16 protein-coding genes and 1 pseudogene are annotated in these 15,625 nt (G+C 35.5%); 8 read left to right on the forward strand and 9 right to left on the reverse strand.

What is annotated here, in order from left to right; genetic code table 11:
- On the forward strand, nucleotides 1-198 hold a 198-nt coding region (locus tag EKG35_RS18250; RefSeq protein ID WP_148103525.1), incomplete at its 5' end, for an IS3 family transposase.
- A gap of 107 nt (nucleotides 199-305) precedes the next feature.
- Here the strand turns inward: EKG35_RS18250 and EKG35_RS18255 are convergent.
- Complete coding sequence (locus tag EKG35_RS18255; protein ID WP_126295974.1) at nucleotides 306-755, reverse strand: Lrp/AsnC family transcriptional regulator; 450 nt, start codon at nucleotides 753-755, stop codon at nucleotides 306-308.
- 114 nt (nucleotides 756-869) lie between these two features.
- Here EKG35_RS18255 and EKG35_RS18260 point away from each other — a divergent pair, with 114 nt between their 5' ends.
- Together EKG35_RS18260 and EKG35_RS18265 are read left to right on the forward strand one after the other, a co-directional pair.
- Nucleotides 870-1,412, forward strand: coding sequence for a cysteine hydrolase family protein (locus EKG35_RS18260; protein WP_126295975.1), 543 nt, complete (start codon nucleotides 870-872; stop codon nucleotides 1,410-1,412).
- Nucleotides 1,413-1,613: 201 nt separating this feature from the next.
- Nucleotides 1,614-2,943: pseudogene (locus EKG35_RS18265) on the forward strand (IS3 family transposase).
- Between the two features lie 279 nt (nucleotides 2,944-3,222).
- On the opposite strand, the gene EKG35_RS18270 reads toward EKG35_RS18265, so the two are convergent.
- Both EKG35_RS18270 and EKG35_RS18275 read right to left on the reverse strand, forming a co-directional pair.
- On the reverse strand, nucleotides 3,223-4,296 hold the full coding sequence (locus EKG35_RS18270) for a sensor histidine kinase (RefSeq protein WP_126295976.1): 1,074 nt from the start codon (nucleotides 4,294-4,296) through the stop codon (nucleotides 3,223-3,225).
- 1 nt (nucleotide 4,297) lies between these two features.
- A complete protein-coding gene (locus EKG35_RS18275; protein ID WP_126295977.1) occupies nucleotides 4,298-4,984 on the reverse strand; it encodes a response regulator transcription factor in 687 nt (228 codons plus the stop codon).
- Nucleotides 4,985-5,453: 469 nt separating this feature from the next.
- On the opposite strand from EKG35_RS18275, the gene EKG35_RS18285 reads away from it, so the two are divergent.
- The 4 genes from EKG35_RS18285 (at nucleotide 5,454) to EKG35_RS18300 (ending at nucleotide 9,698) form a co-directional block, all read left to right on the forward strand.
- Entirely contained in the window at nucleotides 5,454-6,458 is a 1,005-nt protein-coding gene (locus EKG35_RS18285) for a DJ-1/PfpI family protein (protein WP_126295979.1), read from the forward strand.
- A gap of 15 nt (nucleotides 6,459-6,473) precedes the next feature.
- A complete protein-coding gene (locus tag EKG35_RS18290) occupies nucleotides 6,474-6,908 on the forward strand; it encodes a hypothetical protein (protein WP_126295980.1) in 435 nt (144 codons plus the stop codon).
- 21 nt (nucleotides 6,909-6,929) lie between these two features.
- Complete coding sequence (locus tag EKG35_RS18295) at nucleotides 6,930-7,574, forward strand: DUF2306 domain-containing protein (RefSeq protein ID WP_126295981.1); 645 nt, start codon at nucleotides 6,930-6,932, stop codon at nucleotides 7,572-7,574.
- A 735-nt stretch (nucleotides 7,575-8,309) separates the two neighbouring features.
- Nucleotides 8,310-9,698, forward strand: a complete 1,389-nt coding sequence (locus tag EKG35_RS18300) for an S-layer homology domain-containing protein (RefSeq protein ID WP_126295982.1) — start codon at nucleotides 8,310-8,312, stop codon at nucleotides 9,696-9,698.
- A 488-nt stretch (nucleotides 9,699-10,186) separates the two neighbouring features.
- Here the strand turns inward: EKG35_RS18300 and EKG35_RS18305 are convergent, their stop codons facing one another.
- From EKG35_RS18305 to EKG35_RS18320, 4 genes are all read right to left on the reverse strand, one after another.
- On the reverse strand, nucleotides 10,187-10,663 hold the full coding sequence (locus EKG35_RS18305; protein WP_126295983.1) for a P-loop nucleotide/nucleoside kinase family protein: 477 nt from the start codon (nucleotides 10,661-10,663) through the stop codon (nucleotides 10,187-10,189).
- Nucleotides 10,664-10,984: 321 nt separating this feature from the next.
- The gene (locus tag EKG35_RS18310) at nucleotides 10,985-11,269 is read right to left on the reverse strand and encodes a hypothetical protein (RefSeq protein WP_126295984.1); all 285 of its coding nucleotides are present in this window, start codon (nucleotides 11,267-11,269) and stop codon (nucleotides 10,985-10,987) included.
- Nucleotides 11,270-11,462: 193 nt separating this feature from the next.
- Nucleotides 11,463-11,954: a DinB family protein gene (locus EKG35_RS18315; protein ID WP_126295985.1), complete on the reverse strand. Its 492-nt coding sequence runs from the start codon at nucleotides 11,952-11,954 to the stop codon at nucleotides 11,463-11,465.
- 945 nt (nucleotides 11,955-12,899) lie between these two features.
- Complete coding sequence (locus tag EKG35_RS18320; protein ID WP_126295986.1) at nucleotides 12,900-13,886, reverse strand: YhdH/YhfP family quinone oxidoreductase; 987 nt, start codon at nucleotides 13,884-13,886, stop codon at nucleotides 12,900-12,902.
- A gap of 103 nt (nucleotides 13,887-13,989) precedes the next feature.
- On the opposite strand from EKG35_RS18320, the gene EKG35_RS18325 reads away from it, so the two are divergent.
- Nucleotides 13,990-14,412 carry a MarR family winged helix-turn-helix transcriptional regulator gene (locus tag EKG35_RS18325; RefSeq protein WP_126295987.1) on the forward strand — a complete coding sequence of 141 codons (423 nt, stop codon included), beginning with the start codon at nucleotides 13,990-13,992 and terminating at the stop codon, nucleotides 14,410-14,412.
- Between the two features lie 95 nt (nucleotides 14,413-14,507).
- Here EKG35_RS18325 and EKG35_RS18330 read toward each other — a convergent pair whose 3' ends face one another.
- Both EKG35_RS18330 and EKG35_RS21170 read right to left on the reverse strand, forming a co-directional pair.
- On the reverse strand, nucleotides 14,508-15,017 hold the full coding sequence (locus EKG35_RS18330; RefSeq protein ID WP_126295988.1) for a type 1 glutamine amidotransferase domain-containing protein: 510 nt from the start codon (nucleotides 15,015-15,017) through the stop codon (nucleotides 14,508-14,510).
- 396 nt (nucleotides 15,018-15,413) lie between these two features.
- The coding region (locus EKG35_RS21170; RefSeq protein WP_221766339.1) for a hypothetical protein at nucleotides 15,414-15,625 on the reverse strand (212 nt) is incomplete at its 5' end.

The following is a 15,625-nucleotide window of genomic DNA, read 5'->3' on the forward strand; positions in this document are numbered from 1 at the left end:
GCTGATAATTCTCCAATTGAAACGTTTCACTCCTCGCTAAAGTCTGAAACGTTCTATCTCGACGGAATCAATCGCACAACGAATGCGCATGTGATCCAAATCGTCGAAAACTATATAAATTTTTATAACAATATCCGTATTCAAACGAAACTAAACAGCCAATCGCCGGTAAAATACCGTCAACTAACTGTAAAGTAGGTGTTTTCTTATTGTCTCAAAATGATGGTCAGTACCTACCAAGCTAGGGCTTTTTTATACTTAATTTAGTAACTGCCTTTCTATTGATACATGATGACTACAAAACGTTATTCATCAGACACTAATGACGCATTATAATGCTTTTTTACTTCCTTAATAGACAAATAAAGCTGATAGTTTCCATATTTCAATAAATCATTCAAAAGGTGATTTAAAGCTTCTTGTGAACGAACCGTTATTTTCAGATGATAACATGCATCTCCTGAAACACGATGTGCTTCGCTAATTTCATTACGAGTAGCGATAAATTTCAATAAATCATCATGCGTATTTGCATTCATGAAAAAGATAACAAAAGCTGTAAAAGAAACCCCCATCTTCAATTCATCAATCACAATTGAATATGCTTTGATGATGCCGTTATCTTCCATTTTTTTGATACGATTGCCTACCGCCTGTCCTGTCATATGGATTTTTTCACCAATTTCTTTCCATTGTATCCGAGCGTTTTTATTTAATAATTGTAGAATTTGAACATCAACTGAATCAATTTGCATAGTAACTCCTTTCACAGTGAAAAAGTTTTGACTGATAGTATTTCATGAGACCATCGAAAATTCATTCAAATATGTATATCCTTATACTATACAAAATTTTAAGAGGTGAAGAAAATGACAACTGCTTTATTAGTAATTGATATCCAAAATGATTATTTTCCAAATGGAAAGATGACTTTAACAAACCCTGAGCAAGCAGCACAAAAAGCTGCGAAACTGCTAACACACTTTAGACAAACAGGTGCACCAATCTTTCATGTACAGCATATCACAGAAGGTGAAGTGGCTCCTTTTTTCCATCCAAATACAGAAGGTGTCGAAATTCATGAGTCAGTACGCCCATTAGAAGGCGAGACAGTCATAGAAAAACATATGCCGAATAGCTTCTTCAATACAAACTTACATGAAAAACTACAAGAGCAAGGGGTTAAAGAACTAGTCGTTTGCGGTATGATGTCACATATGTGTATTGATGCAACAGTACGTTCAGCAGTCGAACACGGATATACATGCCAAGTGATTGAAGATGCTTGTGCAACAACAACATTACAAATTGAAGATAAAATCATTCCCGCTGATCATGTTCATTATGCATTTATGGCCGCATTAAATGGCACTTATGCAACAGTGAAAACAACAGAGGCATTTTTTAAATAAAAGAACTTCTCTTGAATCATAACGTTTTTCTTACGTAAGAAAGATATTTCAGAACCTAAAAAAAGGGTGTCCAGAAAAAAATTGAACTGAACCCCGAATAGTGGACACTTTAAAAAAAGTGGACCTATTCGGGGTTTTTCTATTTTCATCACTAGAAAACCCCGTTATACTAACCATACGATTTAGGAACGGGAGAACACTATGAGTAAAATAATTTTTAACGAACATCAACGCAGACAAATTGAAGCGAATCCAAATGTCGCTTCAGTATCTGATTGCGCCATTCAATATACAGCGGAATGCAAATTAAAAGCTGTTCAGGAAAACTTACAAGGTAAAGGACCGGCCCAAATTTTTAGAGAAGCCGGATTTGATTTAGAAGTCATTGGGCTGAAGAAAGCTCAAAGTGCATTGAATCGTTGGAAGAAAACGTTTCAAACCTATGGTGAAAAGGGATTTTCAGAGGAACGTCGAGGAAAAGGAAGTACAGGTCGACCACGGACAGAAAACTTATCGGCTGATAAAAAGCTGGAGAAAGCAGAAGCACGTATTCGATTATTAGAGGCTGAATTGGCCCTTCTAAAAAAGCTCGAGGAAATGGAAAGGCAGGCGAAGAAGAATCGTTTTTAACCCCGAAAGAGAAGTATCAAGTAATCAATGAAACGGTTCGACTGTATCAACTAAAAAATCTAACACGCTATCTGTGCCAAGTAGCGAATGTCAGTCCAAGTGGTTACTATAAATGGCTTCAAAATATGGAGAAACATGCGTTACGTGAAGAATCGGACTATCAAGATTACATATTATTAAAATCAATCTATGACGAAGCGAAAGGAAAAATCGGTTACCGTGGGTTTTATATGGCATTAGTAGATGTATTGGACAAACCGATGAACCATAAAAAGATTCTTCGTCTGATGCGCAAATTCAATTTATATGCGAAAGTACGACGAGCGAATCCATATCGCCAGATAGAAAAGGCAACGGAAGCACACCGTCGTATTCCGAACCATTTAAAGCGTGAATTTAAGCAGGACGAACCAGGAAAAGTATTTTTAACCGACATTACCTATCTTCCATATCGAGGTGGGCAAACGGCTTATTTATCGTGCGTAAAAGATGTGGCTACACGAGAAATTGTAGCGTATGAGTTGTCGACAACACTCAAGATGTCCATTGTTTACAAGGCACTCGAGAAGTTGGAAGCCCATTTAGATAAAAACCTCCATCCAGAAGCAATGATTCATTCTGATCAAGGTGTCCATTATACGCACCTCAATTTCAGCAGCGTGTAAAAGAAATGGGGCTTCGTCAATCCATGTCTCGTAGAGGAAACTGTTTGGACAACGCACCGATGGAATAATTCTTTGGGCATTTAAAAGATGAAATAGATTATAAAGAAGCAGAAAGTTTAGCAGAATTACATACACTTGTGATGGATTACATGAATCATTACAACCATACAAGAAAGCAATGGACATTAAAAAAGATGACTCCGGCAACTTACCGAAGTCATCTAATCGCAGCGTAAGAACAACTACATCCCTTTTTATTAAACTGTCTACAAAATGGGGCGCAGTTCACAATACCGAATTCAATCCTCCATAGCTGCTTAATTTAATATAATGTCTAACCTTTTGGGGTCACTTCAACTGAAGGAAAGCGCCCAATTGTTGAATAATTCAATAATTATTTATGATACGGTTCACTGCTAGTTTGTTGGTAAAGCAAAAAATTTCTTAGAAAGAGTGTGTCTAGACAAAAGGAATCAGTTAATCAGGATAGTCAAATAAAGCTTTCAAGTATGAGACTAGAAAGAACTGTTTGCCAAGGGTATCGAGCCACTTAGGAGTGCACCTCCATCTGAATGGTTAGCTGCGACAAGGTCACCTCCGTGTTGCTTAATGATTTTCTTTGAAATCGTCATGCCCAGCCCAACTCCCCCAGTTAAACGATTTCTTGATACTTCCCCACGATATAAAGGTTCAAAAACCCGCTCCAACTCATCTGAAGAGAAACCCACACCTGTATCTTTAATGGTAAAGATCACATTGTTGCCATTCTTATAGCATTCTACAAAAATCTTCCCATGGCAGGGTGTAAACTTGACCGCATTATCCAATAAATTGTTCATGGCTCGCTCCAATAAGTGCGCATCACCAATGACTACACACTCCTCACCAAATTGATGCATAATAATCGATACATGCTTCTGGTGAGCTAATGGACTAACACTGTCAATCGACCTCTGTAAAACAATTGAAAGGTCTACCGTATTTTTTTTGAATTCCGTCTCTAATAATTCTGTTTTTGTAAATGTGAAAAGGTCCTCTACAAGTCGGTCCAATTGTGCAGACTTTTCCTTACAAACTTGCAGATACTTTGCTTGTTTTTCAGGTGAATCAGCAATGCCTTGCTCTAAACCTTCTAAATAGCCCCTCAAGGCAAATAATGGTGTCCGTAAATCATGCGCAACTGCAGCAATCACAAATCTCCGTTCATCTTCCAATTCTATCTGTTTCTGATAAGATTTTTTTAAACTATCTACCATTACATGAAAACCATCATGGACCTCAGCAATTTCTGAAATCTTTGAGGAAGGTAACTGAATATCCAAATCCCCTTCTGCAATCTGCCTAGCACTTGCGCTCATTTTCTCCAGAGGAATGAGAATATATCTTCGCATTGTATAGGCAACAATCAAAAAGGACAATAGTAGACCAGAAATTACTGCAATAATTTGAGTCATTTTTGAATCGGCTTGAATGCCAAGATTGAACGATTTAGTTTCAAGAAAATGCGCCCCCACATAAAATATCCATGGAAAAGTCAGGATAATAAATAAGCAGAGAATGGTAAACTTACGAATACGAATGGTTTTCATTTTATTCTCCTTTGAAACGATAGCCTATCCCCCATACGTTGACGATAAATTGTGGATTATTTGGATCAGCCTCAATTTTCTCCCGAAGTCGACTTAGATGGACTCGAATTGTATGTTTGTCACCAATTCCTTCCCAAAATTTATTCAGTAATTGGTCGTAAGAAAATACATATTTCGGATGTTCTGCAAACAATTGCAGCAAATCATACTCTTTCGGTGTTAGTGAGATGGGCTGCTCTTCCACAAAAACTTCTCTTGTCGACAAATCCAACGAGAGCCTTCCATAATCCAGGACCTTCCTCTTCAATTCTTGCTGAGAACTGGAGCGTCGTAATACAGCCTTCACTCTTGCAACAATTTCACCCGGCGAAGCGGTTTTAATTATATAATCGTCTCCTCCAAGTGCTAAACCGCGAATCTTATCTACATCATCACTTAAAGCACTCAAAAAAAGAATCGGTACGTTGTTTTTCATACGAATCTGCCGACATAACTCAAAACCATTTTGTCCCGGCATCATTACATCAAGAACAATGCAATCAATGGTATTTTGCTCTAGGACGACAAGTGCCTGTGAAGAGTCATTAGCAGTATTCACATTAAAGCCTTCATTCTCTAAGAAATCCCTCAATAATTCAACAATGCTCTTATCATCGTCAACAACTAAAATTGTCTGCTCCTCCTTCACAAAAATCCCACCTTTCCTCAGATAAACTCCCTCTATATAGCAACCTAACAAATGAAATTTGATTTTAGTTTATCATTTTTTTAATAAAGATAAAGTTTTCTAATGGATTGTGATTATTTTGTGATTATTTTATACCTTCATTTGAGACATTCAAAGGATATTCTTTCATTGTGGAACATTTAGCAGGCTTCACGCCATACTTAACTATTTTAAAGGAGGAATTACAAATGGATAACACTTTCTCTTTCTTTCCATTTGGCGCTTTATTTTGCCTTACACTATTTTGTTTTGTAGCAGTTCGCATATTTGCCATACGCTATCGTTGTAGAGATAACAAGCAAACGGACCGTCTTAAAGACCTAGTAATTAAGGGGGAACTGACCGAGACGGAATATGATAGACTGAAAAATCCGCTTACAAAATAAAGATGTAATGGGTCTCAAATTTATTTTTAACGGAGGAAATATGTATGCATATCCAAATTGTGTTGTTTGATGGATTTGATTTATTAGACGCTATTGCACCTTATGAAGTGTTTACTGCTGCAGCGATGTACTCAAACGAGGAAGTAACCGTTAAACTTGTATCTGCTGAAGGGAAACGTTTGGTGACAAGTGGTGTAAATCATTTACAAATTCAAGCAAGTGAAAAACTTGATTTAAGCCGTAAAGGAATCATTCTTATTCCGGGGGCATCCGGTTCTGTTCATGATAATGGATCATATTCGGTTCCAGTTAAATTACAACAAGCAACAGAAACAGAATTAAGTCATTTATTAAAAGAAGCTATGATGAAGCCAGATATTTTGCTAGCAACAGTTTGCGGTGGTTCTTGCATATTAGCTATGGATGGTTTATTAGAAGGACGGCATGCTGTTACCCATCATATGGGAATGGACCTTTTAAGTGCCACAGGTGCTATTCCCGTTAATGCACGAGTCGTTGATGATGGCAATCTCATCACTGGAGGTGGTGTGACATCGGGATTAGATGTTGCCCTTTACTTAGTTGAACGAGAGTTAGGTCCCCAAATTGCGCATGCTATTGAGCAATTATTTGAACACGAACGAAGGGGGACGATTTGGAAGGCTGAAGGAAACGTGCCTAAAGAAAGTAAACATGAAAATACAGTTGAAGCTACAAGACAACCTTCCACTATTCAATCAAATGAAATATGGGATTTTCAAGGAAAATGGGATACCATCATTTCCACCCCTATAGGAAAGCTTTCTGTATTAATAGATTTATCTACTAATGATGGTCAAATAGTCGGAACTGCGAAGCAAGGAGAAGAGATTGTTTCTTTAGACAACCCTTTCCTTGAAGGGAATCAATTAAAGTGGTCCATGAAAGTAACAAAGCCAATGAGGCTTACTTTAAAGTTTAGCGTTTCGATAGATGGAAACCAAATGATTGGTGAAGTAAAGGCTGGTATGCTTCCCTCTTCAAAATTAATTGGACACCGTCTTACTTAAAAGGAATATATAACTATGTATTCATTCCTTGTATTTATTCATGTTGTTAGTGCTTTATTTTTAGGAAGCTTCCTTACTTTACCTTTTATCATTCATACCATTTCTTCTCGAACGGGCAATGAATTAAAGACAGTCCTTAGAACGACTTTGAGCTTTATGCGAGCAGGTCATTATGCATTAGTTCTTTTGATGATTTCAGGAGGATGGATGAGCTTTGGTTATTCATCCTATCCTTCAATATTATGGGTGGGGATTGCAATTGTGCTGCTTGTCCTGATTGGTGGCGCGATTGGAATGATGCATAGAAATCTAAAAAGGATTATTCTCTCAAAGTACCCTGAGAACAAATTAGTAGAGAATATCTCAAAGTTAAATTGGTATAGCTGGATTACCTTTCTCTTCATCATGGCTGTTGTCTTTACTATGACTAACCGCGGTTTATTTTCCTAAGCAGAAATGGAGGAAAAGCAAATGAAAAATTTCATTCGAATAACCATTTTATTTATCCCAATCCTATGGGTATTTCATACTTTTTCAAAGAATTTTATGGTTGATCCTACTTTTGAAAAATTTATTTCTAGAAAGGATCTAATTCTGACAGATAAATCCCTATGGATAGTAATGATTCGAATTCATATTTTGCTGGCTATTATTGCGCTTCTCACAGGCCCATTAGGTGTGATAAAAAGAATACGCATAAAATCTATCAAGTTTCACCGCTGGAATGGCCGATTATATGTCTTGTCTATCATCATAAATTTCATTCCCGGAGTTTATGTCTCATTCTTTGCAACAGGGGGATGGCCAAGTACAATCGGGTTTCTAATTTTAAATACATTATGGCTCGGCACAACTATCCTAGGGTTTTGGTATATTAAGAGACAAAATGTAATCTTACATAGTCAATGGATCATTCGAAGTTTCTTTCTTTCCTTTGCGAATATGGCTATTTATATAATCGTAGCCATTACTCATAACGCAATGAATTTTCCCTATGGAAATGCCTATATGATAGCAGTCTGGTTATCTTGGATTCTTAATCTTTTTATTGCAGAGATAACAATTAGAAAAAACATTCTCTATAAGAAAGAAATAATTTTAAAAATTAAATCATAAATTAAAATGCATCATTCTAGTTCAAAGCTTGAATATTCAGTCCAACATAGAGCTCTCTAATCTCCACAAAAAGAGACCGTCTATTAATGACGGCCTCTTTGGTTTTAATCACTTTTCAGAACCTTATACCCTGTGAAACTTTTACTCCCTGCTTTACCATTATTTTGGTAGGTTTCACCTTGCATAATCAATCCTATATCAATAATGATTTTACTCAACAATCTGGCCTATTAAGAAAAAAACACGGTCTTAAATAAATACATCCAATTCTTGAATAACGGATAACAAATTCAACTTATTTTAGGAAATCAAAACATAACCTTGACACCCAATCGTTCCTAAATAGATTTCACATGATTACTTTTTAATTCATAATTTACAATATATCCTTGCCATTCCTTTAGCATGTACACTCCTTTCAGGTGGTTCCCTCCACCCTACTTAGTTAATAAGATATTCCCGTTATTATCGGCGAAGATTAAATCAGTTCATCTATTAATTGACCTTGCCTTTCTAATAATCCAGTCCTTCCTCGATTAACTAAGGTTGTATAACGAAAATATCCTCAAATTCCTTTTCAGAAAGGATATTCATAATCGATTCCTCCTTACTATGTTTATAAAAGTCGGAAGATGTATTTCTTAGATTAATTTCCACTATTTTAATAGCCTATGAATCTTGTATACTGAAACAAATATTAAAAATAAACTAGCTATCAAACGGAGGTCTATCGTTTTGAAAAATAAACTAACGGTAGTATGGATTATTTTACTCATTTTCGCCGCAATCCCATTTCAAGCACAAGCGGCTACTTATTTTTCCGATGTGGATAGTCATTGGGCGAAGAAAGAAATCATGTATTTATCCGATTTTAATATTATCGGAGGCTATCCTGACGGTACATTCAAACCGAATGAGGCGATTACGCGAGCGCAAGCATCCGCTATGCTCATCAAAGCACTAAAGATTCCGCTGAACGAAGATACATCCATTCAGTTCAAGGACGTATCGAAAGATTCACCTTACTACAAAATTCTCGCGACGGTGAATGAAAGAGGAATCCTTCGCGGTAACAATGGCTTTATGCGTCCTGGAGAAAAAACATCACGTGCGCAGATGGCTGCTATCTTACGCCGCGCATTCAACATGCCGCTTGACAAGCAACCGACATTCATTGACGTCACACCATCACACTGGGCGTACCAGGACATCAACGGAATCGCAAAACAGCGCGTTGCGGGCGGATCGAAAGGCAAATTTATGCCAACAGACTCTGTCACACGTGCGCAGTTTTCAGCATTTCTTGTGCGGGCACTAGATGATAAAATGAAGCTCAGCAGCTATCGTTCATATGTCAGTACGAAAGGGAAAACCGTTGAACAAGACGGTTCATTATATTTCATTGGGAAGGACACAGACGGTTATCGTCAACTTATCAAAGAAAATATTGAAACCGGTAAACGTGAAGTGTTATTGAAAGACGAGGATGTACCGAAAAGCGATTGGAATCACCCCAGCGCCATGTACTTGCATAAAGATACCCGAATTATTGTTTACAATGGAGAGATTTTCATTCCTTACCATAGTGGGGGATTTGCTGAAGCAGACGAAGTGCCATTTATTTATGGGGTAATGAAAATAAAGACGAACGGTCAAGACTTGGTAAAAATGCAAGAGCCAAGTGACGATAACTTCCGCAATATGTTCATTTGGAACGACCGGATTTTATATACGGATGTATCCGAAAAGAATTATAGTTATTTAAATCGTAGAATTATACAGGATTCGGCGGGATTTGTGGACAGCACGCTGATACTTTATTCGACAGCGATGGATGGCAGCAGTGATAAGAAAAAAGAATTTAGCTTTGATGCGCTTATAACTTTCGATGTATTCAGTTACAGTTACGATGGAATGCCTATCGAGGCGGGCGGAGAAAATAGGTCGGTGTTGTTTGATCACTCCACAATGTATTACTTTAATAAAAAAGGCGTCTTTAAGTATAATCTGCTTGATAAAAAGACGAACAAGCTTTCAAATGTCCTTGCGAAGGATATGTATGTTTCAGAAACACAGTTAGTTGTGACAGATCTAAACGGAAAGGAACATACACTAAAGAAATAACCAGTAAACAAAAAATAGTGACTCAAGCACTCAAGGACTGAGTTACTATTTTCTTTTTTGAATAAGTAATATGTTCAATGGCTTACAAGTAAATAGCCGAAGAATATTGAATCTGATGCTGAGAAAGTCATTTTCTTCTGGAAAATAGCCATTTATCACTATCACCTTTCACTATAGCTTTGGAATAAAGATTGATTAAAAAATATCCCTCAATTCCTTATCTAACAGCCACTTCAAAAACTCCATTCTGAAAAAGAATTGATCAAAATGGAGTTACTCCTTTTGAATTTAGTAGGAGATTTTTATTAAAGTTTGATTATTTTCCACTTATGTTATTCAAAAATTGCTCCCTTTAATGGAAAAACTGAAAATGGTTAGTCATAAAATCAATTATTTCTTCTTTTACTAAAGCACCCGGTTAGTTAATGAATTTTCTTCTGGATCAATAACGCAGTGTCGGACTTTTTATTCTTCTTTTCCACTAAACTCTAAATATTTAAACCCTCTGATGCTTCTGGTGCTTCAAAAAATTTAGTAACATGAATAAACGTAGCTTCCGTGTCAAAAGCTGCTCTTTCGGGTTGTTCGTTACGTCTTTGTGCAATTTGGCGTAGGCATTGCTCATTATTTAAATTAAGGAAAATTAGTTGATGGTTTGCATTGACCTCTGCCGCTATATCCAAAAACCACTTTCTCTGTTTTTGAGTGTTACCTGGAAAATCCATCACTACATCTGTACCAACACTTAATATGTTTTGGACATGCCTTTTCACCATCGGCTTGAGCTGCGCTGAAAATTTTAGATAATCCTCAAATGATGTTATTTGATCGGGATAAAGAGATGAAAGCCATTCATCCTCAGATAACAATACCGCATGTTTTTCTATAGCCAATTGTTTTGATTTAGTTGATTTTCCTGCTCCCATTTTTCCACAGAAAAAGTATAGAGTCCCCAATTGTTTCATTTTTTATCCCTCCAAGCTTTTATTATTGGTTGTTGCCCCACCTTGTAAAACTTTAATTTACAACCTAGATTATTAGTAATAGTAACTGTCTTTTTTAAGTATGATTATTCAGTTTCAAATATTCAATATTTTTATAAATAGTTTATCGATTTATAAAACACATCTCAATAAAAGGTTAATGTTGAGTTTTGGAATGGCTTAATTGTTTAGAATAAAGCTCCCAAAGCGGCGTTTGGTCACATTTCACAAAAGAATGTTATTCAACATTATAGCCCTTTAATATTGAAAAAGGCACTTTCCTAATATGACATTAATAAGTAATTATTTCTTACCTTTTAGTTCTAAAAGTATAGGTGCTATATTTAGTAAGATAGAAACAATTGTCAAAAACCATAATGCCCTTTCCATACTAGGTACTACATCCTCTAAAGCTGCCCAATCTTTCACTTCTACCCACTCCGATACAAGACTGTATTCTGCACAAAGTGTTAATGCTGTAAATGATAACCCCATTGCCATAGCAAGCTTATAATCCTTTCCTGCTGTATACATATAAAGATTTACAAAAGTTACTACTATTGCAATAAGACCTATTATTAACCACATAATGATGCCTCCATTATACTTCCATTTTTTAATATAGACATAAATTGTAATTATATGGTTCCCAAAGTATCCTTTTTTGGGAACCTTTTATAAAATAATGTTGTTCAACGATCTGGCCTTTAATGAAAAAAGACGCAATTCTTAATAAAAAAACACGCCTTATAGTGGGATAATTGTAAAGCTAATAAAACTTTTAAAAGCTGCGTTTCCCTGCCCAAGCTCCTTGCATTTTACTTAGGAAAACAATTTGCCCAATATGATATGCATCATGCAATGCTAAACTCTTCAGTTCAAGCACTAGTGATCTTTCTCCGGGGATTTGTCTATATAAATCTTCATGTTCTGATTTTGCTAGTATTTTTTCGAGTTCCCGATGAACATAAAAGTATTCCTGTTTTGTTTCCTTCCAATTTTCTAACGTCTCAGTTGGTAATCTAAATGTAGATTCATTATCTTCTGCCTGGGGTTCATTCGCTGTTTCACCAAGAAATTGCATCAAAAGTCTCTTTTCATAGAAAAGTAAATGACAAACTAGTTCCCAAATGGAATTCATTTCTCCCTCAACTGGCTTCCAAATTGCCTGTTCAAGAGTAATATCCTCTAGCACTTTTTCAAGTGGTGGAAACCAATCTTCTTCATCTAAGCAGCTTGCCCATTGCTGTAACAAAAGTGTCTTTGCGTCCATTTCCTATTCCCTCCAAATTTAATCCCTTTGATTAAAACTTCAGAGATGAACCATCTGATAACTTCTCTTATTCCACAATATGGTCCTTTAATGAAAAACGCACTTTCCTTATTCAAGGAAAGCACCCTATAATTGAATAACTATTTTTTTATTATTAATAGTGTTTTCTCATATATTTCTATGTCATTGATGTCCGTTTTATCAAGAATAAAGGTCTGGTCTAATTTTCTATTTCTATTTTGACCTTCGTCGCCAGACCAACAAATATATAACTCACAATAATCCCATTCTTTAAGATAAGGTTTTAAAAGCTCGCAAAGTCTTAGGAAACTTTCCTGCGACCTTAAATTACTTATTGAATACTCCCTTTTATAGCTTGATTAAACCAGATACCGGAACCACCATTCTCAAAAACCTCATATACATATTTAGTTGAAAAATGCTTTTTTACATTATCTATACCTTCTTCATCCGTGAAGTCCTGAGTAATTATAACTTTATCATCACTATCTGTTTCACGTATGGGTAATTAAAAATTACATCCAAGATAATTGAGTATCGTCATTTAATAAGACCCCTTAATTATTTTAATTATAATTCTATATACTGGCATTTCTTATTCAACATTCATATCCTTTTCCTTTTGTTATTTCAAATATGTATTAGAACTACAATATTAGAACTACAATATGGCCCAATACGAAAAGACACGCATTACATGGATTTCTTAATATAGAATTGCTTTAATGTAATTAAACAAGCTGAACTACCAAATGTATTTTAATTATCTCTCCCTATTTAGATAGATTTTTTAATAATCAGAATAAAACACCCTATACCAGTAAAGGTATAAGGTGAAAATAACTGTATTTATCAAAAATTTTGTATGCCTATTGATTAAAGTAAGATAAGTGTTGTTTACTTCTTTAAAATGGTCGAATGTTTTTAATATTTAATAATTGTTCTTCCCAAATGGTGACCATTTTTAATGGCCTCAATCGTTTGAGGTAATTCTTCAAGTGTAATTTCACTAATTAGAGTTGTTTGAGAAATATTCCATTCATTCGCTATTTTCTCCCAAATATAACCCCGATCTTCAATTGGTACATTTACAGAATCAATTCCCAAAAGGTTAATTCCTCTAAGTATAAACGGCAACACTGTTGATGTTAGTTTTATCCCACCTGCATTCCCACACATACTCATACTTCCACCATAGCAAATTTGAGAAATTAATACAGAAGCAATTTCTCCACCAACAGTATCTAGGACAAAGTCAAATTTTTGCTTATTTAACGGTTTATTTTGTACTCCTAATTCATCCGCAAAAATGACATCAGTAGCTCCTAAAGATTTTGCTACTTCTATCTGGTTTTCTTTTCGAACTAAAGCAGCAATATTTTTATACCCAATTTTGGATAAAATTTGTAAAGCTATACTACCCACTCCACCAGTTGAACCAGTAACTAGAATTTTAGGATTTTTATTTAAATCCATACCTTTCTCCTCTAAAGCTATGATAGATAGGGCAGCAGTAAACCCTGCTGTTCCAAAAACCATAGCATCTTTTAAGGATAAGTTGACTGGTAAAGGAATAATCCAATCTCCAGAAACCCTAGCATATTCTGCAAACCCTCCTGTATGGCTCATTCCCATAGCAAAACCTGTAACAACTACTTTCTGTCCCTCTGCGTAACGATTATCTGTTGTATGTACAATGGTTCCACTTAAATCAATTCCGGGGATCATAGGATAATTCCGAATAACTCCTCCATTTTTTTGAACAGCCAACATATCTTTATAGTTTATTGAAGAATATGACACCTTAATTAAAACCTCACCATTAGAAAGACTGTCAAGATTAACATCTTCCAAACCATAAATTACTTGATCATTTTTTTCTTTTACAATAATAGCCTTGAATGTATCCATATATATCCATCTCCTTTTCTACATAAAACATTTCTGCGACAAAAATGTTTCATCACAAAAACTAACATGATATTATAGGTAATGTCAATATGGAGGAGATACTATGGAATTAAAAGATTGCATGAATTTTTTACTAAGTACTAGCCAGAATAAAGTTTTTAAATATTTCAGCAAGCTTTTAGAGGACTATGGAATAACACCAGCTCAATACGGTGTATTGAATTGTTTGTGGAGAGAAGGGCAATTATCACCTAAACAAATTGGAGAAATGATTTATTTAGAAGCCCCTACTATCTCGGGGATATTAGATAAAATGCAAAAAGCTGAATTAATAGAACGTTCGGTAGATCCAAAAAATCGTAGAAATGTTTTAGTGATTGCTACTCAAAAATCTAAAGAAATCAGAGATGAAGTTGAAGCTGCAACAGTTAAGTTGAATAATAAGGTTCTTCAAAATTTGACAGCTAGCGATATAGAAGTGTTAAAAAAAGCATTAGAAGTAATAATAAAGTCTGATTTTTCATGATAAAACTGTTTTCTCTTAACTAATTTATTGCCAAAATCAAAAAGAGGAAGTGGATCCCCTTTTAATTAAAGGCTCCCTTCCTCTTTTTGAATTATTTATGCTAATTTCGCTAAGATTTCACGGATAAACGCTGGTTCATCTACAGGCGTACGTGATGTTACAAGATTTTCGCTAACAACTACCTCTTCGTCACGGTAGTCTGCACCTGCTAGTTTTACATCATCACGAATTCCGATGTAGCAAGTTGCAGCTTTTCCTTTTAATACATCAGCACTTATCATGACTTGAGGTCCGTGACAAATTCCTGCAATTAATTTACCCTGCTCGTTTACTTCCTTCACAAAACGAATCACTTCTTCATTCACACGTAATGCTTCTGGAGCGCCTCCGCCAGGTATAATGACAGCATCAAATTCTTCTGACTTTGCTTCCGATGCCCCTAAATCCGCTGTGTAGGAGACCGTACCTTTTTTTCCATCGCATTGTGCACCTTTTTCTAAGCCAACTACGATTACCTCATGTCCTGCGTCTTTTACGGCGTTATATGGATTTTTCATTTCAGAATCTTCAAATCCACTCGCCAAAAGAAATGCTACCTTTGCCATATTCAAAACCTCCAGTTAAAAGTATTTTACAAGATTACTATAATTTATTATCCGATAAATTGGCAAAATGTTTGCCTGCTTATTATAAAAGCAAGCAACTAATTGACCTGGGTCTTACGCTGGATCAAGGAGTTCGGTTTGCTTCAAGATTGTGGAATCGCACCCTAAACGAAGAGGATAGAACACGATTTGAATGAGAATGGATTGCATTATCAGAATCAAATGGTTTGGTGAGGATTTGGGAAAATATCAAAATTCAATGAAGATTACTTTGATGATTTTATTGTGACGATATTAGACTGAATTTAATTCTACCATATTTTTTTTCACTAGAATGTTGCGTAATTTAATAGACAATTTACGTTTGAATTTTAGTCGAATAATAAATCTTTACTTTTACCCTTGAGATAAATAAAAACTTTCTTCTATATGATTTAGCTTGAAACTTGAGTGTACAAATCTTAAAATATTCTGGAAATCCTTTAGTTGTTGTATTTTGCAAGATAAAAATGCAGAGAATTGCAATGAAAAATACAGAGTGTTGCCACCCAATATTTTTACTGTTTTCTCGACAACGCATTGGCTAAACGGAAGCTCTGTCCCGTATA

This window comes from Lysinibacillus telephonicus, from assembly GCF_003966145.1.
Taxonomy (GTDB): domain Bacteria; phylum Bacillota; class Bacilli; order Bacillales_A; family Planococcaceae; genus Ureibacillus; species Ureibacillus telephonicus.